The organism is Desulfocucumis palustris (assembly GCF_002933875.1).
Classification (GTDB): domain Bacteria; phylum Bacillota; class Desulfotomaculia; order Desulfotomaculales; family Desulfocucumaceae; genus Desulfocucumis; species Desulfocucumis palustris.
In genome coordinates this window covers 1-25,749 of sequence record NZ_BFAV01000060.1, presented here as the reverse complement: position 1 = coordinate 25,749, position 25,749 = coordinate 1, and the positions used below count along the sequence as shown (strand labels likewise).

Genomic DNA, 25,749 nt, shown 5'->3' with positions numbered 1-25,749 from the left:
CGCAGCTTTGCGACAGGGGACGGTTCTCCCCTGTCGCATTTTTATTGCCGGGTATGTTTAATAAGAACTCTTTGGCGGGTAAAATGCAGGGATGTGCAAAAAAAATTGATAGAAAGACGCGTAACCGCAAAATGATCAGGGTAAAAGAGAAATGCGATGCTTTTAACTATACGATTGATTTATATTTTTGTCATTAAATGAGCAAAAGAAAATGGTTGTTTATGAGTAGATAATGATATATGATGCAATTCCATTCGCGTTTTTTATAAGCGGGAAAGGAAAGACATATCGTTCCAGGCTAAAATGCGACAGCCGAGAACCGTCCCCTGTCGCAAATGTTTAGATTTTGAATTTGCCGGCCAGTAGGTCCAGTTTTTTTACCAGTTCCTCCACGTCTCCCACCATTTTATTCACTTCGCCGGTGGTGGCGCTGGTTTCCTCCGCCACTGCGGAAATATGCTGTACCGCCGCCGCGATTTCAGATATCATGCGGGGAATCTCTTTGACCTGCTGCAGGTATTTGTTTATATATTCCAGGTTTTCGTCCATTCTCCGCCTCAGCTGGTTAATCTCCTCGGCCTCGCTTTGAACGTTTTCACTTCCCCTGATGATTATTTCATAGGCCTGATTTGTGCTGGAGGCAATGCCTCCTATAATTTCACCTATTTCCCTGGCCGCCCGGGTGGACTGTTCGGCAAGTTTGCTGACCTCCCCGGCCACAACGGCGAAGCCGCGCCCGGAATCCCCCGCCTTGGCGGCCTCTATGGCCGCATTTAATGAAAGCAGGTTGGTCTGGCCGGCTATGTTGGTAATCAGCTCCACTGTCATCCCAACGCCCTGGGCCTGCCTGGTGAGCCCGTCCATTATTTCCACCAGCGCCCTGTTCTTTTCGGCTATTTCCAACACCTGCCTGCTGGTGGCCTGTAGTTTGACGCACTCCTCCGACAGCATGCCGGAAACCTTATCGGTATTTTTAGTTATTTCCTCCACCTGGCTGTTAATGGTATCCGCGCTGGCATACACCTGAGAGGCCGCGCTGGCTGTTTTACCCGCCCCAATGGACATTTGGCCGCCCAATTCCTGCAGTTTATGCACCGTTTCGGTCAATTTTCCGGCGCCGTCTTCCAGGTGGCCGTTGAGGTCCGATAAAATGGCCAGAAATGCGTTTTCCAGGTCCGTCACGGTGCGAAGCCTGGTATTATCCAGGGTGCCGCTCTGCCTGGCCACCTGTTCCACCTTTTCCATGGACCGTTTCATGGGCGCCAGCAGTTGCCTGTAATTTCTGGTGCTTATGCCGACGCCCATCAGTACTCCGCAGACGCCGCCCACCAAAGCTCCCGGCAGGATGCCTCCGTTCTGCGACAGGTAGACTGAAAGGCAGCCTGACAGCGCCCCTGTGGGAAAGGCAAGTATGACAGTGCGCAAACAATACCGCCACAATGTCAATTTTTTAACTTCCAAAATGAATGCCCCCTCATTCAATCTTTTAAAAAAAATGCCTTCCACAGGCACCCTTACAACGGACCCATTACCAGGGTCTTATTATTTCAAAATTCTGATTTTAAAAATCCTATACCGGTATTATATCAAAAAAAAGTTAAATTTGTCCTCCGGCTGTAAAAATTTCCGTAGGACCCGAGCATTATTTCAGGTCCTACGGGTCCTTTATTTATCGTCAAACAATTTGCTCACGCTTAAGTCTTCGTGAATCCTGATTATCGCCTCTCCAAGCAGGGGGGCCACGGATAACACTTTCATTTTCTGTATGATTTTTTCAGGCGGCACCGCAATGGTGTTGGTTACCAGAACCTCTTTGATGGGAGATTCCCGGAGCCTGCTGATGGCCGGACCACTCAGCACCGCGTGGGTACAGCAGATATAAATGTCCCCGGCGCCCCATTTTTTTAGCGCCGCCGCTCCCTGGGTGATGGTGCCGGCGGTATCAATGATATCATCGATCATAATTACGGTTTTATCCTGGATGGCCCCGATAATGTTCATCACCTCGGCCACATTGGGCTCGGGGCGGCGCTTGTCGATAATGGCAATGGGGGCTCCGATGCGTTCCGCAAGATCCCTGGCCCTGGTCACTCCTCCAAGGTCCGGGGACACCACCACCACATTTTCCAATTTGTTCTGGAGGAAGTACTGGGCCAGAATAGGCACACCGGGGAGGTGATCCACCGGTATGTCAAAAAATCCCTGTATCTGCCCGGCATGCAGGTCCATGGTTATAACCCGGCGGGCGCCGCTGGCTGTCAGCAAATTGGCCACCAGCTTTGCGGTAATGGGATCCCTGGCCCTGGTTTTACGGTCCTGCCTGGCATAGCCGTAATAGGGCAGCACGGCGGTAATCCTCCTGGCTGAAGCCCTTCTTACCGCATCCACCATTACCAGCAACTCCATCAGCTGTTCGTTCACGGGCTGGCTGGTGGGCTGAATGATAAACACATCCGCGCCCCGGACGCTTTCATTGATCTTTACCTGTATCTCGCCGTCCGAGAAGCGGGTCACCTTGGCGGCCCCTACGGAAACCCCCAGATAGTTCGCTATCTCCTCCGCCAGTTGTGGATTGGCGTTGCCGCTGAATATTTTTAGCCTTTTTCTTGATGACATGCTATGTTACCTCCAGAAACAAATATAAAGCTAAATCAGTAGCCTTCTTACTTGACCTCACCGGGGCCGGCCGCCGCTTTTTTGCGCTTCTTCCAGTTGGCTATGTTCTGCTGGCGGCCCCTGGCCACTCCCAGCGCCCCCGGAGGAACGTCCTTGGTTATGGTGGAGCCGGCTCCGGTGACGGCCCCGTCGCCTACATTAACCGGGGCCACCAGGTTTGTGTTGCTGCCGATAAAAGCGTTGTCCCCAATTACCGTGGGCCACTTGCTGACACCGTCATAATTGCAGGTGATGGTGCCGGCCCCTATGTTCACTTTTTTACCCAGGGCGGCGTCACCGACGTAGCTTAGATGGGGCACCTTGCTGCCTTCGTCAATGGTGGTTTTTTTCAGTTCCACGAAATCCCCCACCTTGACGTTTTTACCCAGCCGGCAGTCGGGCCTGATATAAGAAAAGGGACCAATACTGCAGCCGTCGGAAACTTCACTGCGCTCCAGCACCGAGTAGCGCACCGTGACATCATTTCCCAGCCTTGCTCCTGTCAGGTGGGCGCCGGGCCCCAGTATGCACCTCTCCCCCACGTGACAGCCGCTCTCCAGTATGGTGTTGGGATAAATTATTGTGTCCAGACCTATTTCCACCCCGCTGTCCACATAGGTGGAAGCGGGATCAACAATGGTAACCCCCGACAGCATCAATTGCTCCAGAATACGCCTGCGAAAAATCCTTTCCGCCTCCGCCAGCTGGCAGCGATCATTAATGCCCAGTATCTCCTCTTCACCGGCGCAGGCCAGTGCTTCCACCTTACGCCCGGAAGAAACGTATGCCTCGATAATGTCGGTTAAATAATATTCCCCCTGGGCATTGTCCGGAGTCAGGCGGGAAAGGGCTTCAAACAACCCCTCACTTTTAAAGCAGTACATACCGGTGTTTATTTCCCTCACAGCCAGTTGCTCCGGGGTGGCGTCCTTTTGTTCCACTATTTTAATTAAACCGCCGCCGTGGTCCCGGATTATCCTTCCGTAACTGCCCGGATTTGCCGGTACCGCGGTCAGTACCGTGGCCGCCGCTCCACTGTTGATATGTCCGATTACCATTTCTCTCAGGGTTTTTGCCGTGATTAAAGGAGTATCCCCGCAGATAACCAGTATATGCCCCTCAAAGTCCTTAAACAGGTCTCCGGCCTGTAACAGGGCATGGGCAGTGCCCAGCTGCTGAAGCTGGTATACCACCTGGGCCCGGCCTTCAATTTGCTTAACAACCTGCTCCCCGCCATAACCGGCCACAACCACGATTTTTCCCGCTCCGGATTCCTCCACCGCACTCAGTACATGATTTACAATAGGGGTTCCACAAACTTTATGCAACACCTTGGGTAAATCCGATTTCATCCTGGTACCCTTGCCCGCGGCAAGCACCACCGCCGCCAGACCCATTAACAAGTCCCCCTGTTCACATTTATCCCTAAAAAAACCGGATAACTTCCGGCTCTTTTAATCGATTCAGGAAACCTTCCTTCTGGTTTTCGTAAACATAGAAGGATTTTAATCTAATCTTATTTTATTTTTTCCCGGCATTTTTCATTCAATCATTACTTATTCAACAAAAATAGTTATTCAACAAAAATTGATGTTTTCCTCTGTGCCGGGTCAATTTTAGCATGTAAGCAAAAAGAGAGCTTTTTCAGCTCTCTTAAAAAGTAAAGTCCTTGTTATATGGCTGCTTCGTATGCTTGTAACACGGCGTTTTGGATAATTTCCCGGGCAGAGGAAGTGATGGGGTGCGCTATATCCCTAAATTCGCCATCTGGTGTTTTTCTGCTGGGCATGGCCACAAATAGTCCGTTCTGGCCCTCCACAACCTTTACGTCGTGTATGACGAACATGTCATCAAGGGTTACCGAAACAATTGCTTTCATTTTCCCTTCCGCCAGTACCTTACGCACCCGAACATCGGTAACTACCATACTAATCCCCTCACCACCTTCCCAATATATTCTCCGCTTTTGGTATTACTGGTTAATTTCTCCATTGCCGTTAAAATTCCTTCACTATACCAAAAAATTAAAAAAAATATTTTAAAATCACAAAATTTCAAAGATATATCCCGCTTTATTCAGGGATTTGACAATATAATCCAGGTGCTCCTTGTTTTCCGTCTCCATCTCCAGTTCCACTTCGGCCTGTTTTAGCGGCACCCGGGGGCGGGTGCGGTGGTGGTTGATATAAATTATGTTGGCCTTTAGCTCCGCCAGCAGGGTTAATATCTTTATTAAATTGCCGGGGCGGTCCGGCAGTATGGTTTTAATTTTCAGCCGGCGCCCGGATTCCACCAGGCCCCGCTCAATAATATTGGACAGCACGTTAACGTCTATATTACCCCCGCTGATAATTACCGCCACGTTCAATCCCTTTATTTCAGGCAGTCCTTTTATGGCCGCCGCCAGTCCCGCCGCACCCGCCCCTTCGGCCATCACCTTGGAGCGCTCCAGCAGCATTAGAATGGCCATGGCTATTTCATCGTCGTCCACCAGCACCATATCGTCCACATATTTTTTGATTACCTCCAGGTTCATGGCGCCGGGTATCCTCACACTGATACCGTCGGCAATGGTGGCGGCGGGCGGCTCCTCCCCGCCGCACCCCTTTTTGTACAAATAAATAGCCGGCGCTCCCCGGGCCTGGACCCCTATTACCCTGACCCCGGGCTTCAGCTGTTTAACCGTGTAGGCCACACCGGCCAGCAGTCCGCCTCCCCCCGCGGGAACCAGCACAGCCTCCAGCCCGTCCAGCTGCTCAATTATTTCCAGGGCTATTGTCCCCTGGCCGGCCATAATTTCAGGGTCGTCAAAACCGTGAATAAAAACCGCGCCTGTTTCCCTTTGTATCTCCAGCGCCCTGCCATAGGCGTCATCATATCCCTGCCCGTAAAGCACGACCTCCGCGCCGTAACCCTGGGTGGCGGCTATTTTGGAAAGCGGCGCCCCTTCGGGCATGACAATAACGGATTTTATGCCGGCCCGGAAGGCTGCGTGGGCTACTCCCTGGGCATGATTGCCGGCGGAAGCCGCTATAACCCCCAGCCTCCTTTCCCCGGCGGAAAGCCCGGCAATTTTATTATACGCTCCGCGAATTTTAAATGATCCGGTTTTCTGCAAGTTTTCAAGCTTCAAATATATATTGGCACCGGACAGGCGGCTAAACAGCGCCGAATAGTCCAGGGGGGTGGTGTGTATAATGCCCCGAAGCTTTTGACGGGCACTGTTTACCATATCCATGGTCAATAAGTCATCAGGCATTTTTATACCTCCAAAACATTAGGATAATTACCATTTATGAGAATATTATACATAAAAATATCAAAAAGTTGTTAAAATTGTCCCATTATATAACATTGTGACTTTTGGCAATCTTCTTTTATAATATACATACATTTTCTTGTTAATGGAGGAATATATGTACTGGACAGGATTGTCGCCGGACCAGGCCAGGGAAATGCTGGCAGAAAAGGACAAGTCCAAAAGGGACAAGCGTACGGACCTTGCCTCAGCCGTGAGGAAGTTTGTCAGGGACGGCTATAACGTGGGCATTGCGGGGTTCGTCAACAGCCGCCAGCCGGTGGCCTTAATTCACCAAATTATCCGTCAGGGCTTTAAAGAGCTGACCCTTTCCTTTCAATCAGCGGGCCTTGGCCCGGAATACCTGGCGGGGGCCATGCTGCTGGACGATAGCCGCTGCTCTATCAAACGCCTGGAATTTGCCTACTGGGCCCATGAATCCTTCGGCATTTCCCCCCTTTTCCGGCATCTCACGGAAAATGGCCTGATTGAGCTGGAAGACTGGAGCAATTTTAACATGTCCGCCCGCTTCAAGGCCGGGGCCATGGGAATACCCTTCATTCCCTGCCGCAGCCCTCTGGGCAGCGACGTGATGAGGGCCAACCGCTCCCAGGTTATGCAGTGTCCGTTCACCGGCACCCCGGTGGCGCTGGTTCCCGCCTCCCACCCCCAAGTGGCCCTTATTCACGTGCAGGAGGCGGACATCTACGGCAACTGCAGACTCCAGGGGCCCCTCTTTACCTGCCCGGAAATAGCCATGGCCTCGGGTCACACCATTGTAACCTGTGAAAGAATTGTGGAGCATGAAGAGATGGTCCGGGAGCCGAACAGGATAAATATACCGTTTTTTGCCGTGGACGCGGTGGTGGAAGTGCCCTTCGGCGCCTATCCGGGCAACTGCCACAGCCATTACTATTTCGACGACAAACACATCCGGGAATTCCGCGCCGCCGGGGAGGCCTTCCGGAAGGGCGACAGCGCCCCGCTTAAAGAGTACTATGACCGGTATATATTGCAGGTTGTGGATACCGAGGAATTTATCGACAGAATACCATATAGTCAGTTGAAGCATATACAGAAAATCGAGCTCAGGGATTTCATGCTAATCCAGGACGCTCCCCCGGAACTGCAAAGGGCTGACAACGGGAGGGATGACTAATGAGTTTTATTGATTACTATTCAGACGATTTCTCCCCCCAGGAAATGATTGTTGTTGCCGGCGCCCGCACGCTGCAGGACAACAAGGTTATCTTCGCGGGCACCGGCCTGCCCATGGTGGCCATTACCCTGGCCCAGCTTACCCATGCCCCGGGAATTATACCCGTATTCGAGGCGGGGGCCGTGGGGCCCAGGTTAACCCGGGGCCTGCCGCTCTCCGTGGGAGATTCCCGCACCACCAGCAAAGCCATGTACCTGCAGGGCCTTAACTCCGCCTTTGAGCTGGCCCAGCGGGGTTTTTGCGACTATGGTTTCATCGGCGGCGCGGAAATAGACATGTACGGCAATCTCAACTCCACTATGATCGGTGACTTTCCGGCTGATTATCAAAAGCCCAAAGTCCGTCTGCCCGGCAGCGGCGGTGCCAGCGACATGGCCTCTTCCTGCCAGCGGACCATTATTATAATGGTCCATGAAAAAAGGCGCTTTAAGGAAAAGCTAAGCTACGTAACAAGCCCGGGATTTTTGGACGGCTCCCCGGACGCCCGGAAAAAAGCGGGGTTGGCGGGCAAAGGACCGTACAGGGTAATCACCACCAGGGCCATTCTGGGGTTTGACCAGGCAACCCGGCGCATGAAGCTTCTGGCCACCATGCCCGGGGAAACGGTGGAAAGTGTCCGGGATAACACCGGTTTCGAACTGCTGATAGATGAAAATGTTTACCAGTACGAACCTCCCACAAACGAAGAGATAAGACTTGTGCGGGATGAGATAGATCCGGAGGGCTATTTTATCAAAAAGAGGATCAAGTAATTGGTTTTATATGTTAATATTTACTTTTAAAGCCTATCTTACCATGATATGGCTTTTTATTTTTGTTTTAATTATATAGCGTAATGGTAACAAAAGAAAATCCCGGAAAATAAAATATTGTAAATTTTAATATAGAGGTGGCTTACTACCATGAAAAAGGACGGGAAAGTATTAGGAATGTCCTTAAAGGCCGAAGGTGAAACAACATGAAAGTAAAACTGCGCCTTGGAGCCACCGACGGCTGGGTTGGCACACCAGACGGCGGTAGTCATTATATTTGGGGGTTTGTTGATTTAACCGGGGTGCCGGAAAACAAGCTGTCCGGTTTCAGGGGCAAGGCCCAATTAATGGCCCCGCCGATAGTTTTAAAGGTGGAAGACGAGGTGTACCTTACCCTCACCAACCTGGGAACGCCCGACAGGAAGGGCCTGAAAGAGCCCCACACCATTCACCTCCACGGTTTCCCCAACCAGATCCCCGTCTACGACGGCGTCCCCGAGGCCTCCATGGCGGTACCCGTGACCAGGGACCTGGTATATTATTACAAACCCCTGGACCCCGGAACATACCTGTACCACTGCCATCACAAACCGGCGGAACACATCCAGATGGGTATGGCCGGCCCGCTGATTGTCCGGCCCCGGGACTTCGACCCCACCGACATCGAGTATAAAACCGCTTACGGCCATGGCACCGGAACGGAGTTTGACCGGGAGTATTTTATTTTTCTAAGCGAGCTTGACGGCACAATTCACAATCTGGTGGCCAAGGCCCAGGAACCTGACTGGACAAATTACAAACCCACCCACTGGCTCATCAACGGCCGCTCCTACCCGGACACGGTAAACACCACGGACCGATTCCCCGGGCAGCCCTGGCCGGCGGCAGTGGGCGCCAATGTCGGGGAACGGGTGCTTTTGCGCTTTGTAAACCTTGGTTTTCAGCAGCATGCCATTTCAATACCGGGAGTCGACTTCAGGGTTGTGGCCGTTGATGCCGTGCGCCTGCAAGGTCTGAACGGAGAAGATCTGTCTTACTTCAAAAACATTATATATATAGCTCCCGGCCAGTCAATGGACGCCATATTCACGGCCCCGGAGGCGCCGGACCTGTACCCCGCCACCCTGCCCCTGTTCAACCGCAATTATAATAAAAATACCCTGGCGGGCGGTGAAATGGGAGGCATGATATCGGAAGTCCGGGTTTACGCCCCGGGAACCCTCCCGCCCCAGGCGGCGCCCAGCCTGTAATTATCGTCAAGGCTTAGGCCAAAGGAGAGAAAACTTTATGCCTACCGTAAATCTCTGGGCAACGGACGGCTATGTCGGCACTCCGGATGGAAAAAACGTTTATATATGGGGGTTCACGGATAAAGAGGGGGGTGCCGCCCAACTCCCGGGGCCCGCTATTATTGTAAAACAGCAACCATACCTCATACCCACCGTTGTTACCGTCAATTTGACCAATAAACTGGCCGAGCCGGTATCACTGGTTTTCCCCGGGCAGGGGGAAGTGAGGGTAAACGGACAGCCGGCACAGCCCCAATATCAAGGCGACAAACTGGTTTCATTTATCAACCACGCCCTGCCCGGCGAAACCATAACCTACCAGGTAACCCTGACCGGTCCCGGCACCTTTCTTTACGAAAGCGGAACTTATCCGCACAGGCAGGTGCAAATGGGCCTCCACGGGGCGATGATTGTCAGGCCCCCGGACTACCTGGGCCTGCACCCAGAAAAACAAACGGCTTATGGCCGGAACACCGGTACTGAGTTTGACCGGGAGTACCTGCTGGTGCTGGGTGAAATAGACCCCGGGCTCCACCAGTCCGTGGAACACGGGCTGCCCTATGACACAGGGGAGTTTAATCCCCGGTACCGGACCATCAACGGCAAATGCTGGAACGGCACCGTGTCCGGCGACGGCGACGGCCACCTCCCGGCCCGGCCATACGGCTCCATGATTATGATGGAGCCGGGAGAAAAGGTTTTGCTACGTTGCGCCGGGGCGGGATTTGAAAGCCATCCCCTGCATCCGCACGGCAACCATGCCAGGGTTGTGGGACTGGATGGAAAGCTGTTACAAAACTGCGGCATTTCAGGAACCACGGATCTTTCCTTCAAAAGATTCACCATTCTTACAGGCCCGGGACAGACCTGCGACCTGATTTATACCTGGACGGGACCGGGCTACGAACCTGATACCAACCCCATCCCCACCAGGCTGCCCCAAATAAGAAAAATGGCCCTGGCGCCAACCGGCCTGACCATGTGGAGCGGCAGCCCTTACCTGGGCGTAAAGGGGGAACTTCCCGGGGAAATAGAGTCTTGCAACCAAATAGGGGAATATCATTTTATGCTTAACTCCCACGGGGTACCCGGAATAACCGGCCAGGGCGCCTTCCCCGGGGGCATGCCGGCCATGATCGCGGTATATCCCGCCGGAACCCTGGAACCTCACCACGGCATGCTCCCCACGGAGTCACACACACCTTGACTGCTATGCCTTATACGCACTGAAAATGAAAGGAGTTGCGGCCATGGGAGCGGTTATTCAAAATCTATGGGCCAAAAAAGGAAGAATCAAATTTCCCGGCGGGGCTGCACTTCCCTTTTGGGGTTTTGCGTCTTCAGCCAACGGTAAACCTCAAATTCCCGGTCCCTTAATCAAGGCCAGGGCCGGGGACCTTGTCACAATTAATTTATATAATCATTTGAAAAAAAATATTTCCCTGCTCTTTCCCGGCCAGCAGTTTATTCCCCGGCCCGTGAAGGAAAACGGTGTTTTTGTTTCCTACAACACCCCTGCCGCGCCGGGGGATTGCACCAGCTACAGCTTCACGGCCGCCCGTCCGGGTGTATTTTTGTACGAAAGCGGCACCAGTCCGGAAGAACAGGTGTCCATGGGACTCTACGGAGCCCTGGTGATATATCCCCGGGGTTATGACGATTTGCTAAGCCCGGACTATCATACCGCTTATTGCGGAAACACAGGCACGGGGTTTGACGTGGAGAAGGTATTGATTCTGGGAGAGCTGGACAGCCGGTTGAATATGGCCGCCGACACGGGCAGCCGGTTTAACATGCCGGATTATAACCCGGATCACCTGGTTATCAACGGCCGCTCCTACCCCCACACCCTGCTGCCTGACAATTATGGTTTACTGTCCAGTCAGCCCGTTGGCTCGGGCCTGGGAATAATACCCGGTCAGAGGGTATTATTAAGAATCATTAATGCGGGGTTGCAAAACCACACCTTCCGGCTGCTGGGAATAACGGCCCGGGTGGTTGCCGTGGACGGCTGGCCCCTTAAGGCGGATGAAAACTCCCTAAACGCCACCTACCTCAAAAACACCATTACCGTTGCCCCGGGGGAAAGCTACGACCTTATTTTTACTGTCAACGGACAAGGTCAATATTTCCTCCACCACCGTGACTTTAATCATCCCGGCAAGGGCAACCGGTTCCCGGGAGGAATGGCCACCAGGCTTACGGCAACACTCTTTGAGTCCGCGGGGGTGCCGGCGGCGCCTTTGGACCTTTCCTGCGCGCTGATTAACCGGAAAGGAGTAAAGCTATCCTGGAAAAATTCATCCACCGGAGAAGAAGGCTTTGTCATTGAGCGGAAAATAACCGGGGAGGACAATATTGAATTGCTGGCCATACTGGACAATCCCGGGCGGCAAGAATACACCGACAGCACTGTTCTGCCCGGAATATCCTATTCGTACAGGATTTGCGCCTATAATTCCGCCGGCGCCTCAAAACATTCCAATATTTGCCGGATTGACACCAATAATATTGAGCAAGGGCCTGAAAAGCTGACCTGTACCACAATGTACGGCAAACGGGCGGACCTGGCCTGGTCCGGCAGCAATGCCCGGGGCTCCGGCTACGCCATTGAAAGAAGGGCGGATAATAGTGAAGACTTCCAGACCATAGCGGAAGTGGGGCCAAATACCACCTTTTACAGGGATCTATCGGTGGTTAATAATACAATCTACACCTACCGGGTAAAGGCCGTCTTCCCAGCCGGAGCGGCCTGCCACTCCAACGAATGCGTCACTGTTCCGAAAGCCGCGCCGCTGTCAGCCCCCGACCAGCTGAGGTCTGTCTATGTAACCGACAAATCTGTCTTTTTGGTGTGGGACCATGATTCCTCCGATGAAAATAAATTCCACATAGAAAGGAAAACAGGAGCCGGTCCTTACATAGAAATAGACGTGGTGGCAAATAGCCAGACCTGGTACACCGATAAAGACGTACAGAAAAACGGCACCTATTATTACCGGGTCAGGACTCACAGCAAAAGTGAGGGATTTTCGGACTATTCCTATGAGCTACTGGTGAACACACCATAAAAGGGTATCAATTACCAGAAGGATTAGCTGTACCTCCGCCAGAATACTTATGTTTGTGCTTTAAATTTAAGGAGGTACATAAAATTGAGCCCACACGCGGTTAAACTGGCGGGACGGCCTGCCGACAGGCCTTTTAAAAAAAGCCAGGGAAAATGTACGGAAATGTCCATATTCCGCTGGCTGGAACTTTCCCGCCAGGAAATAACTAGAATCAAGAAACAGGAGAAGCCCGGAGTATAATTTCCGGGCTTAAGTCTTTCACGGGCTGGGGACATGCGTTGGGGACATTCCTTCATGATATTGTTTAACTTATGGATTTTTAGACAGCCTGAGAAAGTGTTAAACACCAATGAGTTAGGATTATGTAAGAAGGTGTGTCCCCTTTCCTTAAACCGCCATGCTCAGCTTCTCCGTGGCCAATTGCAAATCACTGGGCTTATCCACATCAACTCCCACCTCGGGATAGCTGCTAATCACCACCGCCCCGCTGACCCCCAGCACGGTGGATACACGGCTTTCCGCTTCCCGCAGGGACACCTGCCGGAGAAGAAACTTGATTAAAAACACCGTTCCCAAAAGTTTGCACATTTTTACAGGACTTTTACGGGCGGCCACCAATTGCTGTCCCTTTTTCATACAACCCTCCACCACTTCAGGTTTGAAGAGGAATAAATTGCCGCCGGTAAACCGCCCTTCCTTTAAACTTACATAGGTGCGGCTGGTGCAGGGATAGATTCTCTCCACGTCTTTTTTTGATATCACCGGATAATAAATATCCGCCTGCTTACCGGAACAAAGGTCTAAAAAATTCTCTATGGCCTGGGGGGTAATCATGGGAATATCGCAGGTTGCCATTAAAACCTTTTCAGTCCCGGACAAATGCCGCAGACCCTCCATCAGGTTTTCCAAAAGACTGTTGCCCGCGGGAACCACGGTAACATACCCGGGCATTATCTCCGCCAGTTCGTCCCGGGGACCCACCACCACAATATTATTTATTTTTTTGGAAGAATTAAGGGCTTCAACCACGTATTCCACCATGGTTTTGCCCCCAATGGAAATGAGCGCCTCATACCGGGCCGGGCTGCACTCCTTTAACGGTCCGGTATTGGGGCTGCCTGCCAGAACAATGGCATCCACCATTATTGCTTATCCTCCCGCAAAGCGTTTAACATGCTTTGCTCGGCATTTTCAATATGCTCCCTGGCCAGAGACTGGGCCAGTTCGGCATTGCGGTCACTGATGGCCTCCACCATCTTCCTGTGCTCCTCCAGGGCGTCCTTGGAGCGCCCTGGCTGGGACAGGGAGGTGGTACGGAAGCGCTGTATCTGCTCTTTCAAATGGATTACTATCTGAAACAGCCTCTCGTTCCTGGAGGCCCTGTAAATAAGCTCATGGAAGCTGGTATCCGTCGCCACGATGGCGTCGATATCTTCCTTTGAACTTACCTCGGAGATTACCACCAGGGAGCGTTCCAGTTCCTCCAGTTCGTCAGGGGTTATTCTTTCCGCCGCCAGGCCTGCCGCCAGCGCTTCCAGGGCCGCCCGGACCTCGAAAACATCAACAATATCCTTAACGGAAATACCGGCCACGTAAGCTCCCTTGCGGGGGACCATAACCACAAAGCCTTCCAGCTCCAATTTTCTGATGGCCTCCCGTATGGGTGTCCGGCTCACGCCCATCTCGTCGGCAAGCTGGATTTCCATAAGGCGCTCGCCAGGTTTAAGCCGCCCCTGTATAATGGCCTCCCGCAGGGATTCAAATACCATTTCGCGCAGGGGTTTGTAATTATCCAGCCTTATCGGAATCAGCCTTGGCTCCTCCATGGCCGCATACCTCCTTTAATTAATAAAGCACAAAAATTACCATTTGTCAAAAATAGCCCCGCTGCTATTTTTGAACTTAATGAATATTACCATTTTAACCTCAGAGGAAAATTACTGCAAGTAACCATATAAATGTCTGTATTCAAATAGTGCGGGTGACTAAAATGCCGCAGCCGGGGAGTTCAAGCCCGGAGGCGGCCTCCCGGGCGCCGGGGAAATCGGCGAAGAGCCCGAAAACCGTTGGGCCGCTGCCGCTCATCAAGGCCCCGCCGGCCCCGGACTCCAGCAGGAGTTTTTTTATCTCCGGCACTTCCGGATGCATGGCCGCTGTTGCCCTTTCCAAAACGTTGCGGAGACCGGCGCAAAGGCCATCCCAATCCCCCGTCCGTAAAGCCCCCAGCATTCCATCGGTGTCAGGCTGCGGCCCGGGCGGAAGTTCATCGTATTTGCGGTATGCCTCGGCTGTGGACACACCAAAGGTGGGCTTCACCAAAAGCACCCCCAGGGCTTTGGGAGAGGGCAGGGGAATCAGCTCCTCCCCCTTTCCCCGGGCCAGGGCGGTTCCCCCCAGGAGGCAAAAGGGCACATCGGCGCCCAGCTTCTCTCCCAGCCTGAAAAGCTCTGCTTTGGTAAGCTTCAGTTCCCAGATTTCATTCAGGCCCTTTAACGCGGCTGCGGCGTCCGTGGAACCTCCGGCCAGACCCGCGGCCACCGGTATATTCTTTTTCAATGCTATCCTGATACCCCCGGGGTGGCCGGTGTATTCCATTAACAGCGCCGCCGCCCGGTGGACCAGGTTGTCACTCCCCGGGGGAATATCCGGCGAGTCCGTGATAATCTCTATCCCTTCCGGGATCGGGCTAAACTCCAGGCAATCGTGCAGTTCCACGGATTGCATCACCATTTCCACTTCGTGGTAGCCGTCAGGCCGAAGCCCTTTTATTCCCAGGGTGAGGTTTATTTTGGCATGGGCTTTTAATTTCATAACATTTCCTTTTCTGGTTGTTAATATTTGCTTTATAAAGCAATAATCCTGCAGGATGAACTGCCCGCGGCGGGGTTAATATAAAAATAATACGTTGGGGACATTAGGTGTCTCCTGACATTATAAAGGAGGTGATTGCATGCCATCCAGCGTAAGCAGGTGCGGTATTGAAGAATGCCACTACAACAAGAATTTTGAATGTAACGCCGAAGGTATCGAGGTTCTTTCCAGCGGAACAAAAAAGGTAAAGAAATCCGCCCATACCATGTGTGATACCTTTATACCCAAGCAGTAAAGATAATATACCCTGTTATTATAAACCATTGCAGGCCGGGCGCCTGCAATGGTTTTTTCATTTATTTGCATTTTTATTTTCCGAACCCGGGGGGAGCCGCATTCATAGTATATAAACCGGGGACATTCCTTCTCCCCAAAAGTTAATACGCATGTTTTTGGATAACCCTGCAAGGGTAAGAATTAAATGGCAAGGAGTGATAAAAATGCTGGGTGAAATGCGCGGCGGAAACGTTGGAACCCACATTGAAATCAGCACCGGCAGCCGCCGGCTGCTTTTCTTCCAGGGTACGGAGAGCCCCTGGACTTTCCCGGTGGCGGTGGGAAAGCCGTCAACACCAACGCCGCCGGGTAATTACGCTGTGGTCAGCAAAATAGTTAACCCCGGGGGCATACTGGGTACCCGCTGGATGGGCCTGAGCATTCCCAACGGCACTTACGGTATTCACGGAACAACCATACCCTCATCCATCGGAACTTACGCCTCAAATGGATGTATCCGGATGCACAACCAGGACGTTGAGAAAATTTTTCCCATGGTGGCGGTGGGCACCCCTGTTGTCATATCCAGCAGCCCCTTAGACCTTCAGGTCCAGCAAAGGCCCCCCGGCGAAGACGGTAAAACCTACACTGTCCAGGCCGGGGACACTCTATGGAAAATCTCCCTGCGTTTCGGAGTCCCCCTGGACGTTTTGATACAAACCAATCATCTGGTTAACCCGGATATTTTGCAAGCAGGTCAAATTATTAGAATACCGTAACACGGTTAAGTGAAACAGGCCGGAAACGGCGGGAAACCCTTTAAAAGGGAGGACCGGCGGCGGCAGCTATTTTCTCAATATAAGCCAGGCGCCGCCGGCCATCAGAAGCGTGCCCGCCACCCGGCACCAGTTGAAAGGCAGCTTGTTCATACCAAAAAGCCCCAGATGGTCAATCAGCCCGGCTGTGAGAACCTGGCCCAGAATAATAGCCGTGGTGGCCGGGGCCACCCCCACCTTGGGAATGCTTTTAATAACCCCGTAAGTGATAATTACACCAAGTATGCCGCCCAGATAAAGGTACCAGGGAGCCTGGCCGAATGCCGCCAGGCTCCCGTCGCCCATCCTGAAAACAAAAAGCAGCAGCACCAGCAGTATAAGTCCGACAAGATTTACCACAAAGGTTGTCTCCAGCAGCCCCAGGGTTTTGCTTAGGGCAGAGTTCATGGTGCCCTGCACCGCCATGGTGACTCCGGCAAAGGCCGCTATAAGCAGGGCCAGCAGTTTAACACTCAATTGCATCACCTTTTTGCAGGAACAGATTGGAGATATTGCTTTTTTAGTCCCTTTTCATAAATTTGGCCGGGTTTTTAAACCCGGCCTCTATATATTCTGCAACACCCCCGCCATTTATGCATTTTCATCCCAAACGTTTATCCCAGATTATAACACCGCCGTTTTTGGGCGGGAATTCCCCGGTACCCGGCGTAATGGCTACAATTTCCCCGGCCTCATCTTCATCGGTTTTCATTTCAATGTCCGGCGGCGGTTTGGATTTGCTGGCCTGGTCCAGCGGGCGGGGGGATTTAATTTTTCTATTATCGCTCCCGGCGGGTCCGGCTTCCCAGGCCACGGCCGGCTTCCCCCTTTCCGGGGTATTGGGCCGGACCGCCTTATCGGGACCGGCGGCGGGATAGGGATGGTTATTCCCGGGACGGGGGTTGTTCATCATGCCCATTAACAGGTTTAGCAGCATCGCCTGCTCCGGCCTCTGGGCCTGATTCCCCATAAGGCTCATCAGCAAAGCGGGATTTATACCCCCGCCCGCCGGGTTTCCGGGATCATTTTCAGGCGCCCCTTGCATCCTCTGGGCCAGCAGTGTCGCCAGCAGGGAAGAAAGCATGGGATCCATCCCTCCCTGGCGGGCCATCGGCGCAGCCCCGGGGGAGTATTCAGCCTGTTTGTTCATAACACTGACTATGCCGAATAAATCAACAAGCCCCAGCAGTAACATTGCATCGTGGGGTTCCCCGGCCTGCCGGGAATGATAGTCCAGTATTTTATCAAGAATGTTTTCCAGGTAACCTTTCCGGCTTTCTCCTGACATGATTATCCCCCCTCCGGCCGGGTAAAGCCGGCCGGTAAATAGTAACAACATTAACCCTGAAACCATAAAATAAATTAATAAGCTGCAAGGAGGTAATTGTATTGGCCGATTACAGAGGAGGCTTTCATCCCTTGTTTATTCCCATGCTTCTTGCGATCACCGGCAACGGTGATGACGTTGAAAAAAAGCTGGAGGATCTGATGAATTTCATTCAAACCACCCAGGCGGCGGTACAGTCCCTGCGTTCCGGAATGGAAACCTTTCACGCCGGATTCTCCAAAATAAACCAGTCATCGGCGCCCCACTTCAAACCTGCCGGCCCGGAGCCCGCAAAAACAACTGTGAATAAACCGGCGGCGCCGGAAGAGGAAAAAGACAAGTTTAAGGAAAACGATAACGACAAAGCGGACACGGACTAATTTTAAACATGACTGGCCGGAGCGGCGCCGGGGCTAATACCTCCCATTGCCGCCCCTACGAACTATTTATCATCTTCCGGCTGTTGATTATCCCGCTCCTCCCCGGGCACCCCGGAAGATGCCCGGGGGCGGGGCTTCATCATTTGATTCAACATACCCATTAAGGCCGCGGGATTAAGTGCCGCTCCCCCGCCTCCTTCCTCCTTTGCTTGGTTATCCGGAACATTACCCCTGTGTTCCCCTTCCGCCGCCGTCATCTGCTCTCCTCCGGTACGGCGGTTGATTATATCCACCAGCCCCATCAAATTTACCAGGCTTATAAGCACCAGCAGGTTCCCGGTATCCATGTTTTTTACGGAATCGTTCTGCAGCAGCTGGAAGAGAGTTTTTTCCAGGCTGGTGCCGGCTAAATCATTATCCGCCACGCTAATACCTCCTTTATAAGGATAAATATATGCCCGCCGCCCTTTTTTTTGACTTGAAGGCAAAAAAAAAGCTGTTCCACGTGAAACAGCCTTTTTATTTTAACAGGTTGGTTATCTGAGGCACGTAAGGGAGGCGTCGTCAATCACCACAAAACAAGAGTTATTGTTGGCTTCCGGCCTGAAGGCTATAAACACCTGGGCATAGGAGACTTCCTCGGGCGGCGGGCCGGCATCGAAACAAAGCTGGGTATAGGCGGTGCCTATGGTGGTGTCATCCCACTCATGCTGTAAATTGACCAGCACATTTCCCTCGGCATCATAATATACCACGCTGGCGGTTACAATGAAATCGCAATTGGGCGTGACACCCAGCAGCGTCCCCCTCCTGGCCCAGAAGCACAGCCGGTAGGAGTGTCTTGGCCTAACCTTTCTGACTATCTGGAATACAGCCGCCTGGGCGCCGGTGTTCGACCCCAGCCGCACCGCGTAGCTGCCGCTGTGCGGATTGTCGCTAACCCTGGCTACGTTGACGGCGCCCCAGGCCACGGGTATGTCGCCGATCCATTGCTCGAAGCTGGGGTCCCGGAGCAGGTTCACCCTGGGGCATTCTTCGGCGGGCGGGCAGACAGCGATGAATATCTGGCGCTCCTCCACCACCTTGACCCTGACGATTATCACACCGATCTGCTGCAGCCTGGTGGGTCTTACCAGATCCCAGGTTATATCCACCTTGGATTTGTGAAACATGGCCACTACATCGTCGACATCGATTACAGGTTCCGGCTCGTCAAGCTCGATCATTTTGGTAAAGGGGACATCCTCAGCCACGTGCATGACCTGGTCATTCTGGTTTACGTAATAGATCTGCTTATGCAATGTGCCGTGAACGATGACCTTTTTGACAAAGGCCCGGCCCGGCTTTTCGCAGCAGTGATTGGGCCACTTTTTGCTGAAGCTGATGGACCAGTTGGACTCGTCCTCATGGATGAATACCGGGTCGGCCTCCAGGTCCTTGACCCAAACGTCAATGTGGTCCACTTTTTTGCACAGCTCCGGCATGTGCTTGGTGCTGTCCACCTCCACCTGGGCTTCCACGTCGGCCAGCACCAGCGGGAGTTTAACCTTCATGCACCTTAACATTTCCGGTACGGGCATGTTGTACTCTATTGGCATACTTCTTTTGCCTCCTTATACTTTAATTTTTATTAACCTTTAGGCACGCAGGGCACATTTACAACCATTCCCGGCCTGATGTCATTGGGATTGTCTAACTGACTATTGACCTCTTTCATCTCGGCCAGCGACGCGCCGTACATTCTTCCGATGCTGTACAGGGTATCCCCCGACTTGACAACATATTCGAAAGTTCCCCCCGGCGGGCAGGGCGTGGTTCCAGGCGTCTCGGTGGTGGGCACAGGCGCGGTGGTGGTAACCACATTGCGCTGCAGGGACTCGGTGACCCTGGCAGTGATTTTAAGAACCATTTCCACGTGTATATGGCAGCTCTCGTAAGCGGAGGTAATGAATTCCACGTCCACGTCCACATCCGCGTCCATACCCTCCCGGGCTCCCATAACCTCCACGAAGGCGTTGAAGTTGACGCGCCTGTGAGTGGCATGCACAGGCTGGTCGGGAAGCGCGGCCACATATACTATTTGTACGTCCACATATCCCTTGATAATGACTTTATCCCTGACAATCTTCTTTTCGGTGATCTTTCTTTCGTCCACGGTGGTCTCAAGGACCTTTAGCACATCCGGTTTAGGTTCCGGGGTGCTGAAACTGTCTTTTACCACCACCTGTTCCGTGCCCTCACCCACCAGGGAGTCTATTCTAAGCTTGGTATACTCGGGATCAACGTTGCAGTTTCTGATGTCTGTTATGGCGTTCACCCTGCGGGGCTCCACCACGTTGGCGGTAATCTTCAGCACCAGGTCGGCCTGCAGCCGGTCCGGATCATTTCCGCCGGCCATGTCCACATCCACGTTTTCCACGACTACATTGAAACGGACATCCATATCCTGGCGCGCCCCGGCCACTTCCACAAAGTCACTGAACTTGAAGGTGTGGTGCAATTGGTGCACCGGCTGTTCCGGCAGCATTCCCACATACAGCACCTGGACCGTGGCCTCGCCGTCAAAAATCACTTTGTCCCTTAAAACCCTTGTGTCCGTGACTTCAACCCTGGCATCCACATCCAGTATTTTTTCCACCGGAGGTTTTTCATTGGGCACTTCGAATTGGTCGGAAATGACCACCTGCCTGGAATTGCTGCCTACCACGTGATCCACGTCTATGGTCTCGGTATCGCAGGTGCATCCGGAGGGACATTTGGTCACAATATCCAAATCCTGTATTTCCGTGACCTTGGCCATTACCCCCAGCACGGCAGACACGTCAAATACCCGGGGGTCTCTCCTGGCTCTTGTAATACTGACATCTTCCACCGTGACGTCCACTTTCACGTCCATTCCAGGCATGGCTCCCGGGACATCCACAAAAGTGGTAAACTTGATCTGGTCGTGAAAGTGGTGCACCGACTGATCCGGCTCAAATGCAACATACACAACCTGTATATTAATTGTTCCCTCTACCACAACTTTGTCCGGCAACACTTCAATTCTCTTTGTTGTGACCGTCTTGTCGGTGGATAAAACCTTTTCCACATCCGGTTTAGGGTCAGGCACGGCAATTCTCCCGCGAACTACGGTTTGGGAGGTATTCTCACTAATTACCATGTTGACCCTGATCCTTTCTGTGCCCGGTGCTACGGTTGTTGTGTCCATTCAATCTTCCTCCTTTCAAGGCATTCTATATTAATATATGAGGGTGTCCGCCAAATGTGTCCAATTAAGTGATCCAGGCAGCCCAAAAAGATAATTATCCCCTTCTTTCTTAGGCATTCCCATAAAGCCACACAAATCCTAGACAAAACAATATATTTTCCGTAACTTTAAAAAATGCGTCATATTGAATTAAAAAATGTATCCAGCCAAGGATAAAATTAGCAATTGAGTCATGGGGACTGAATCATGGGAACGGTTCTCCCGACTCAACCTTAATTAAAAAAAAGAGGACCTGCCGGTCCTCTTTTACCTGGGTTTTAATATTTATCCTATAAACATCTGCACAAACATCTTGCCATAGGGGCCGCCGTTTACTATACCGATGCCTACCTCCTTGAAGCTGCTGTTCAATATATTCGCCCTGTGGCCGGAGGAATTCATTAAATTTGTATGGGCGGTGTCCACACTGGGCGCCCCGGCCAGGTTCTCCCCGGCGGTGTAATAGCTGATGCCGAACTGCTTCATCATGTCAAAGGGGCTGCCGTAGGTGGGCGAGGTATGGCTGAAATAATTCTTGTCAATCATATCCTGGGCCTTTAACCTTGCCACGCCGGTCAGCTTAAGATTTACTTTCAGCGCCGCCAGACCGTTTTTCGCCCTCTCCGCGTTGACCAGATTTAACATTTTCTGCTCATCGGCGGTCAGACTCGATGTGTTGGGGTCCGGCTGGGGCTGGGGCTGTGGCTCCGGCTGAGGCTGAGGTTGTGGTTGCGGCTGGGGCTGTGGTTGCGGTGTGGTGCCGCCGGATGTCCTCCCGTCACCGGTGAAAACCTCCACCACATAAATATTCGACCCTTTGACCGCTATGCCTACTCCAACCTTGTTGTATTTGGTGGCCAGAATGTTGGCCTTGTTTCCGGATGACTTCATCAAAGCCGCGTGGGCCCTGGTGGGAGAGGTGGACAGCGCCAGGTTCTCTCCGGCATATTTGCAGCTGACACCGAATTGTTCCAGCATGCTGCCGATATTTCCGTAGTTGGGGGAGGTATGGCCGTAATAATTGTTTTGCACCATGTCCTCGGCTTTCAGCCTTGCGATTTTGTTCAAACTGGAATCCTGGGACAGCCGGGGCACTCCCGCATCGGCTCTTTCCTGGTTAATCAACTGGATAATCAGCTGCTCGTTGACTGACTGGGAGAAATCCTCATCGTCCGGCTGGCTTCCTGTAGAACCGCCGTTACCGGTTCCCGGAGTCTGGTCGCCATCGTTATTGTTGTCATTGTCATTATCGCTGTCATTATCATTGTCGTTGTCGTTGTCGCCAATGGTGCCGCTTTCCCGCTGCCCGCCGGTAAAAAGCTGCACAAAGTACAGGTAACTTCCCTTGGAGACAATCCCTATGCCCACCCGGTCATAATTTCCATTCAGTATGTTTGCCCGGTGCCCCGAGGAATTCATCAGGGCGTTGTGGGCGGTGCTGACGGAACCGGCCTTGGCGATGTTCTCTCCGGCATAGCTGTAGCTGACTCCAAATTTTTTCAGCATGTCGAAGGGGCTGCCGTAGGTGGGGGAATTGTGGTCGAAATATCCCAGATCCGCCATGTCCTGGGCCTTAAGCCTGGCTATCTTCAACAGCGATGAATTCGCCTGCAGTGCCGGCTCCCCCGCCCTGGCCCTTTCCCGGTTGACCATGTCAAGCATTTGCTTTTCCTGGCTGGTCATGGTCGCGGTTTCCGCACCCTGAACCGGATAACGGCTCTTCAGCATTTTGTTGGGCTCCACCTGCCCGGTCAGGCAAAGGGCATTATTTATGTCCACGGTGCAGGTGCCAGACTTTTTAGCGTTAACCAGATTTTTCACAGCGATGGGAACATTTTGGGCATTTTCCTGGTCTATAGTATTAGCAGGACGGCCTAATCCTTTTAAGCCGTCCGGGCATGTCAGCGATAACTGCTTGTCCGCCCCCAAATTACAGTATCCCGATTTAGCCGCACAATCAGCGGCGGTTCCGGTAGCCGCCGGTGAAGCCGATGCCCCAAGAGCCAGGGAAAGCATCAGCACCACCGTCAATACACAGGTGACAAAGGTTCTCTTTCTGCTCACGGCAATACTCCTTTCTTTTTACGCTTCCGGAGTTAGCTGACGGGTTCGGTAAAAAGACAAAACCTACCATAAAAGAATTATGGATTCACCCCTGATGTTTGGTTCCTCCGTACCCAACTTTTTATTGGGATTCAGCTGTTTTTTCAGCACATCCCAGCCATTATATGCAAACAGTGTCTGAGCATCCAATGCCTGCTTGCAAAGGAAGGATGTACAAGCCTAATATTAGCAAATGGTAAATACCAGTGGCAAATACATTAATCTTTCTTAATCTACATTTTTTTCAATGTCATCCACATTATAAAAGTTGTAACTCCAAATGACTCCCAATAACCTTGCCATGGTATATTATGCTAATACAGCCTTAAACTTTTGGGAGAATAAAAAAACTAAGTGGGAAGACGGAGGCGCAACGCCCGCAGCCTCTTCTTCCCACCTTTTTATAAGGGCATATATAATTTTTACTTGGTGGAGTAAAGCACCGCGCCCAAACCCTCGGTAAGGGCCAGGCATTCCAGTTTGTCATTGTCCTCAAAGAAACAGGTTAAGATAAAAAGTCTTTTTTTGAAGGATTTTTGAAACCGTTTAATCATCAGTTCATCCATGTTGTCAATTTTCAGGGACGTTACCGCTCCCTTGATCACCAACGTATACCGGCCGTCAGCCTGCCGGACGAATAAAACCCTGTAGGGCAGCGCCCCCGGCCCTTTGACCATCCTTTCAATGGTATTCATGAACCGGCGGACTGTTTGTATGGCCTCGACCCTGTTCTGCAGTCTGGGGCCGATAGCCGGAATATCTTCTCCCAGCAAGGCCATGGCGACCTCCCGGGATTCAGGCCCGCAATCAACCATGGCTACCTCCCCCGAAAAACCGTGGCGGCCAAAAGCCGGGCATCCAAAGCGGGATTATGTTTACACAATTGCCCGGGGCTATATTTTTGCCTCCAGGGCTGATAATACATTATTGATATGGTTAAATACCGTAAAATTGTCCGAACCGGCAAAAAGCAGCCCCACAGCCCGCCGGCTGTCATCCAGCACCAGGGACCCGCTGTCTCCCCCCTGGGATCTCATGTCGCAGACCACCTGATCCGAAAACAATCCGAACTCTTCATCGTTTAATTGTACCTGGAGCGTTACTCCAAGGGCCGTAACCTCCCCGGAACTGAGACCGCTGCTGCGGCCGCTTTTATTAACCCTGTCTTCGATGGTAACCGTCTTTAAGCCCTCCACCCGGCCTATTTCAAGAATATCGTCTTCAACCAGCCCCGGGTCAACCGGCCGGGCCAGGGCCGCGTCAATTATGTTTGGGGTATTGTAGAATTTGACCAGTTTCATCCGGTAATTCGGCCGGACCAGCCTGATCAGGGCGTTGCCGACGCCCGCAATGCCGGCGGCCACCGGACATTTGGATTCGCCGGACTGCCGCTGTAAAGGAATAAATTTGTAGAGGGTGGCTATGCGATCAGACTCTTTTCCCCCGTCAAAAACCCCCGGCTGATATATGGCGTCCCCGATTTGCGACCGCCCATCACTGCCGTTTGTGGCGTTGGCAAGTATGTGGTTGTTGCTCAGGATCAGTTTCTCGCCGGTTTTTAAATCCCGCACCACCGCGCCAAAGGTGCCCGCGGTTATTTTATAGTGCCCGATGCTCATACCGGGTTTTGCCGGCCTGGCCTTTTCCGTGCGAATGTCCAGCAGCCGGACGGGACCAATTTCAATAACGTCCGTTACCGCTCCCTCCACATCGGCAGGAATCAGGTGATCCTTGGGCAAGGCTTCCGCATCCTCCTTCTTTTCCACGAACACTATCAACGCCGGCTTTTTGCTGCGTTCCATGCCAACTTGTTTATAACCCACACCCACACCTATGACATTTTTCTTGTTAAGTAAGGTATTACGGGTTTTTTTCAGGGTTCTAAAAATTTTTTCCATTAAAACCCCTCCTTGATGTCCTTCAAGCCATCATATGCCCGACATCAGGAAAGGGTTACGGTTATCACCAATAAGGGGATTTGGGCACTCCCAGCCGGTATTTGCCCCTGGTTTCCAGGCCGCCGACACCGTCGAAGCCGGTTATGGTCCCGGATATCACATCCTTTAACGCTATTGGGTCATATATTGAGGTGTAGGCGATTTTTTCCATGACAAATACGGGATCATAAGCGTGGATAAGCACTCTTTTGGGTGAACTGGCGAAATTGGCCCCGGCCCCCAGCAAGGCCTCGTAATGGGATTGACAGGCCCCTGCGAAAATAATAAGGTCATCCAGGCTTTTTTCAAAGGTGCGGGCTACTTTAACCGACTTTATGAAGTGCCTGGAATTGTGGTAACTGTTGATATCCTTGTAATCCTTGGCCCCCTTGACCAGCCCGTCGTGCCCGGTGAGCACCAACATGTCGGGCCTGTGCTCCACCAATATTTTCATTAACTGGTCGGCTTGCTTATCCTCATCAATGTGATAACCATGGCAGGGAATGTTCAGCTGTTTATATGTGGTCATGCATAAATCAAGATATTCCTTGTCACCGTCGATATGC

26 protein-coding genes and 1 riboswitch are annotated in these 25,749 nt (G+C 52.2%); of the genes, 9 read left to right on the top strand and 17 right to left on the bottom strand.

The genetic code is table 11. The features are described 5' to 3' along the window. Positions 1 to 339: 339 nt before the first annotated feature. The 5 genes from DCCM_RS04835 to ilvA form a co-directional block, all read right to left on the bottom strand. Entirely contained in the window at positions 340 to 1,461 is a 1,122-nt protein-coding gene (locus DCCM_RS04835) for a methyl-accepting chemotaxis protein (RefSeq protein ID WP_104371324.1), read from the bottom strand. 204 nt (positions 1,462 to 1,665) lie between these two features. After that, complete coding sequence (locus DCCM_RS04830) at positions 1,666 to 2,616, bottom strand: ribose-phosphate diphosphokinase (protein ID WP_104371323.1); 951 nt, start codon at positions 2,614 to 2,616, stop codon at positions 1,666 to 1,668. A 47-nt stretch (positions 2,617 to 2,663) separates the two neighbouring features. Next, on the bottom strand, positions 2,664 to 4,052 hold the full coding sequence (glmU, locus tag DCCM_RS04825; protein WP_104371322.1) for a bifunctional UDP-N-acetylglucosamine diphosphorylase/glucosamine-1-phosphate N-acetyltransferase GlmU: 1,389 nt from the start codon (positions 4,050 to 4,052) through the stop codon (positions 2,664 to 2,666). Between the two features lie 275 nt (positions 4,053 to 4,327). Beyond that, positions 4,328 to 4,582: a septation regulator SpoVG gene (spoVG, locus tag DCCM_RS04820; protein WP_045646428.1), complete on the bottom strand. Its 255-nt coding sequence runs from the start codon at positions 4,580 to 4,582 to the stop codon at positions 4,328 to 4,330. 117 nt (positions 4,583 to 4,699) lie between these two features. Further along, a complete protein-coding gene (gene ilvA, locus DCCM_RS04815) occupies positions 4,700 to 5,914 on the bottom strand; it encodes a threonine ammonia-lyase (RefSeq protein WP_104371321.1) in 1,215 nt (404 codons plus the stop codon). A 157-nt stretch (positions 5,915 to 6,071) separates the two neighbouring features. Here ilvA and DCCM_RS04810 point away from each other — a divergent pair, with 157 nt between their 5' ends. The 6 genes from DCCM_RS04810 to DCCM_RS18430 all read left to right on the top strand — a co-directional run bounded on the left by DCCM_RS04810 (position 6,072) and on the right by DCCM_RS18430 (position 12,524). Beyond that, positions 6,072 to 7,112: a CoA transferase subunit A gene (locus DCCM_RS04810; protein ID WP_104371320.1), complete on the top strand. Its 1,041-nt coding sequence runs from the start codon at positions 6,072 to 6,074 to the stop codon at positions 7,110 to 7,112. Continuing rightward, a complete protein-coding gene (locus tag DCCM_RS04805; protein WP_104371319.1) occupies positions 7,112 to 7,924 on the top strand; it encodes a CoA-transferase subunit beta in 813 nt (270 codons plus the stop codon). Before DCCM_RS04810 ends, DCCM_RS04805 begins: the two co-directional genes overlap by 1 nt. A 206-nt stretch (positions 7,925 to 8,130) precedes the next feature. Continuing rightward, positions 8,131 to 9,174 (top strand): multicopper oxidase domain-containing protein, encoded by a 1,044-nt coding sequence (locus DCCM_RS04800; protein ID WP_104371318.1) that lies wholly within the window; start codon positions 8,131 to 8,133, stop codon positions 9,172 to 9,174. Between the two features lie 37 nt (positions 9,175 to 9,211). Next, on the top strand, positions 9,212 to 10,420 hold the full coding sequence (locus DCCM_RS04795) for a multicopper oxidase domain-containing protein (RefSeq protein ID WP_104371317.1): 1,209 nt from the start codon (positions 9,212 to 9,214) through the stop codon (positions 10,418 to 10,420). Between the two features lie 43 nt (positions 10,421 to 10,463). Then, a complete protein-coding gene (locus DCCM_RS04790; protein WP_165792017.1) occupies positions 10,464 to 12,284 on the top strand; it encodes a multicopper oxidase domain-containing protein in 1,821 nt (606 codons plus the stop codon). Positions 12,285 to 12,368: 84 nt separating this feature from the next. After that, positions 12,369 to 12,524: a hypothetical protein gene (locus tag DCCM_RS18430; RefSeq protein ID WP_165792016.1), complete on the top strand. Its 156-nt coding sequence runs from the start codon at positions 12,369 to 12,371 to the stop codon at positions 12,522 to 12,524. 147 nt (positions 12,525 to 12,671) lie between these two features. On the opposite strand, the gene DCCM_RS04785 is transcribed toward DCCM_RS18430, so the two are convergent. The 3 genes from DCCM_RS04785 to ispE all read right to left on the bottom strand — a co-directional run bounded on the left by DCCM_RS04785 (position 12,672) and on the right by ispE (position 15,095). After that, positions 12,672 to 13,427, bottom strand: a complete 756-nt coding sequence (locus DCCM_RS04785; RefSeq protein ID WP_104371315.1) for a nucleotidyltransferase family protein — start codon at positions 13,425 to 13,427, stop codon at positions 12,672 to 12,674. Continuing rightward, positions 13,427 to 14,110 (bottom strand): GntR family transcriptional regulator, encoded by a 684-nt coding sequence (locus DCCM_RS04780; protein WP_104371314.1) that lies wholly within the window; start codon positions 14,108 to 14,110, stop codon positions 13,427 to 13,429. Before DCCM_RS04780 ends, DCCM_RS04785 begins: the two co-directional genes overlap by 1 nt. Positions 14,111 to 14,252: 142 nt before the next feature. Further along, a complete protein-coding gene (gene ispE / locus DCCM_RS04775) occupies positions 14,253 to 15,095 on the bottom strand; it encodes a 4-(cytidine 5'-diphospho)-2-C-methyl-D-erythritol kinase (protein WP_104371313.1) in 843 nt (280 codons plus the stop codon). Between the two features lie 139 nt (positions 15,096 to 15,234). Here ispE and DCCM_RS04770 point away from each other — a divergent pair, with 139 nt between their 5' ends. Beyond that, complete coding sequence (locus tag DCCM_RS04770; protein ID WP_104371312.1) at positions 15,235 to 15,390, top strand: DUF1540 domain-containing protein; 156 nt, start codon at positions 15,235 to 15,237, stop codon at positions 15,388 to 15,390. Positions 15,391 to 15,595: 205 nt separating this feature from the next. Beyond that, complete coding sequence (locus DCCM_RS04765; protein WP_104371311.1) at positions 15,596 to 16,150, top strand: L,D-transpeptidase family protein; 555 nt, start codon at positions 15,596 to 15,598, stop codon at positions 16,148 to 16,150. A gap of 66 nt (positions 16,151 to 16,216) precedes the next feature. Here DCCM_RS04765 and DCCM_RS04760 read toward each other — a convergent pair whose 3' ends face one another. Together DCCM_RS04760 and DCCM_RS04755 are read right to left on the bottom strand one after the other, a co-directional pair. Next, positions 16,217 to 16,663 carry a DMT family transporter gene (locus DCCM_RS04760; protein WP_104371310.1) on the bottom strand — a complete coding sequence of 149 codons (447 nt, stop codon included), beginning with the start codon at positions 16,661 to 16,663 and terminating at the stop codon, positions 16,217 to 16,219. Between the two features lie 124 nt (positions 16,664 to 16,787). Beyond that, a complete protein-coding gene (locus DCCM_RS04755; RefSeq protein WP_104371309.1) occupies positions 16,788 to 17,474 on the bottom strand; it encodes a hypothetical protein in 687 nt (228 codons plus the stop codon). 101 nt (positions 17,475 to 17,575) lie between these two features. Here DCCM_RS04755 and DCCM_RS04750 point away from each other — a divergent pair, with 101 nt between their 5' ends. Beyond that, positions 17,576 to 17,893 (top strand): hypothetical protein, encoded by a 318-nt coding sequence (locus tag DCCM_RS04750; RefSeq protein ID WP_104371308.1) that lies wholly within the window; start codon positions 17,576 to 17,578, stop codon positions 17,891 to 17,893. A gap of 62 nt (positions 17,894 to 17,955) precedes the next feature. Here the strand turns inward: DCCM_RS04750 and DCCM_RS04745 are convergent, their stop codons facing one another. The 7 genes from DCCM_RS04745 to DCCM_RS04715 form a co-directional block, all read right to left on the bottom strand. Further along, positions 17,956 to 18,318 (bottom strand): hypothetical protein, encoded by a 363-nt coding sequence (locus DCCM_RS04745; protein ID WP_104371307.1) that lies wholly within the window; start codon positions 18,316 to 18,318, stop codon positions 17,956 to 17,958. A gap of 111 nt (positions 18,319 to 18,429) precedes the next feature. Continuing rightward, positions 18,430 to 19,491 carry an SPOCS domain-containing protein gene (locus DCCM_RS04740; protein ID WP_104371306.1) on the bottom strand — a complete coding sequence of 354 codons (1,062 nt, stop codon included), beginning with the start codon at positions 19,489 to 19,491 and terminating at the stop codon, positions 18,430 to 18,432. 32 nt (positions 19,492 to 19,523) lie between these two features. Beyond that, a complete protein-coding gene (locus DCCM_RS04735) occupies positions 19,524 to 21,104 on the bottom strand; it encodes an SPOCS domain-containing protein (protein WP_104371305.1) in 1,581 nt (526 codons plus the stop codon). A gap of 324 nt (positions 21,105 to 21,428) precedes the next feature. Beyond that, positions 21,429 to 23,207: a CAP domain-containing protein gene (locus tag DCCM_RS19135; RefSeq protein WP_231702662.1), complete on the bottom strand. Its 1,779-nt coding sequence runs from the start codon at positions 23,205 to 23,207 to the stop codon at positions 21,429 to 21,431. Between the two features lie 5 nt (positions 23,208 to 23,212). After that, positions 23,213 to 23,354: riboswitch (cyclic di-AMP (ydaO/yuaA leader) on the bottom strand. 314 nt (positions 23,355 to 23,668) lie between these two features. Further along, a complete protein-coding gene (locus tag DCCM_RS04725; RefSeq protein ID WP_104371304.1) occupies positions 23,669 to 24,061 on the bottom strand; it encodes a hypothetical protein in 393 nt (130 codons plus the stop codon). Positions 24,062 to 24,139: 78 nt separating this feature from the next. After that, positions 24,140 to 25,144 (bottom strand): hypothetical protein, encoded by a 1,005-nt coding sequence (locus DCCM_RS04720; protein ID WP_104371303.1) that lies wholly within the window; start codon positions 25,142 to 25,144, stop codon positions 24,140 to 24,142. 64 nt (positions 25,145 to 25,208) lie between these two features. Continuing rightward, positions 25,209 to 25,749: sporulation peptidase YabG (locus tag DCCM_RS04715; RefSeq protein ID WP_305791394.1), on the bottom strand; the 541-nt coding region annotated here is incomplete at its 5' end.

Bases quoted from the DNA above. Each gene is read 5' to 3' on its own strand.
- DCCM_RS04830 (WP_104371323.1), bottom strand. From the start codon at position 2,616: ATGTCATCAAGAAAAAGGCTAAAAATATTCAGCGGCAACGCCAATCCA.
- glmU (WP_104371322.1), bottom strand. From the start codon at position 4,052: ATGGGTCTGGCGGCGGTGGTGCTTGCCGCGGGCAAGGGTACCAGGATG.
- spoVG (WP_045646428.1), bottom strand. From the start codon at position 4,582: ATGGTAGTTACCGATGTTCGGGTGCGTAAGGTACTGGCGGAAGGGAAA.
- ilvA (WP_104371321.1), bottom strand. From the start codon at position 5,914: ATGCCTGATGACTTATTGACCATGGATATGGTAAACAGTGCCCGTCAA.
- DCCM_RS04810 (WP_104371320.1), top strand. From the start codon at position 6,072: ATGTACTGGACAGGATTGTCGCCGGACCAGGCCAGGGAAATGCTGGCA.
- DCCM_RS04805 (WP_104371319.1), top strand. From the start codon at position 7,112: ATGAGTTTTATTGATTACTATTCAGACGATTTCTCCCCCCAGGAAATG.
- DCCM_RS04800 (WP_104371318.1), top strand. From the start codon at position 8,131: ATGAAAGTAAAACTGCGCCTTGGAGCCACCGACGGCTGGGTTGGCACA.
- DCCM_RS04795 (WP_104371317.1), top strand. From the start codon at position 9,212: ATGCCTACCGTAAATCTCTGGGCAACGGACGGCTATGTCGGCACTCCG.
- DCCM_RS04790 (WP_165792017.1), top strand. From the start codon at position 10,464: ATGGGAGCGGTTATTCAAAATCTATGGGCCAAAAAAGGAAGAATCAAA.
- DCCM_RS04785 (WP_104371315.1), bottom strand. From the start codon at position 13,427: ATGGTGGATGCCATTGTTCTGGCAGGCAGCCCCAATACCGGACCGTTA.
- DCCM_RS04780 (WP_104371314.1), bottom strand. From the start codon at position 14,110: ATGGAGGAGCCAAGGCTGATTCCGATAAGGCTGGATAATTACAAACCC.
- ispE (WP_104371313.1), bottom strand. From the start codon at position 15,095: ATGAAATTAAAAGCCCATGCCAAAATAAACCTCACCCTGGGAATAAAA.
- DCCM_RS04770 (WP_104371312.1), top strand. From the start codon at position 15,235: ATGCCATCCAGCGTAAGCAGGTGCGGTATTGAAGAATGCCACTACAAC.
- DCCM_RS04765 (WP_104371311.1), top strand. From the start codon at position 15,596: ATGCTGGGTGAAATGCGCGGCGGAAACGTTGGAACCCACATTGAAATC.
- DCCM_RS04755 (WP_104371309.1), bottom strand. From the start codon at position 17,474: ATGTCAGGAGAAAGCCGGAAAGGTTACCTGGAAAACATTCTTGATAAA.
- DCCM_RS04740 (WP_104371306.1), bottom strand. From the start codon at position 19,491: ATGCCAATAGAGTACAACATGCCCGTACCGGAAATGTTAAGGTGCATG.
- DCCM_RS04735 (WP_104371305.1), bottom strand. From the start codon at position 21,104: ATGGACACAACAACCGTAGCACCGGGCACAGAAAGGATCAGGGTCAAC.
- DCCM_RS04725 (WP_104371304.1), bottom strand. From the start codon at position 24,061: ATGGTTGATTGCGGGCCTGAATCCCGGGAGGTCGCCATGGCCTTGCTG.
- DCCM_RS04720 (WP_104371303.1), bottom strand. From the start codon at position 25,144: ATGGAAAAAATTTTTAGAACCCTGAAAAAAACCCGTAATACCTTACTT.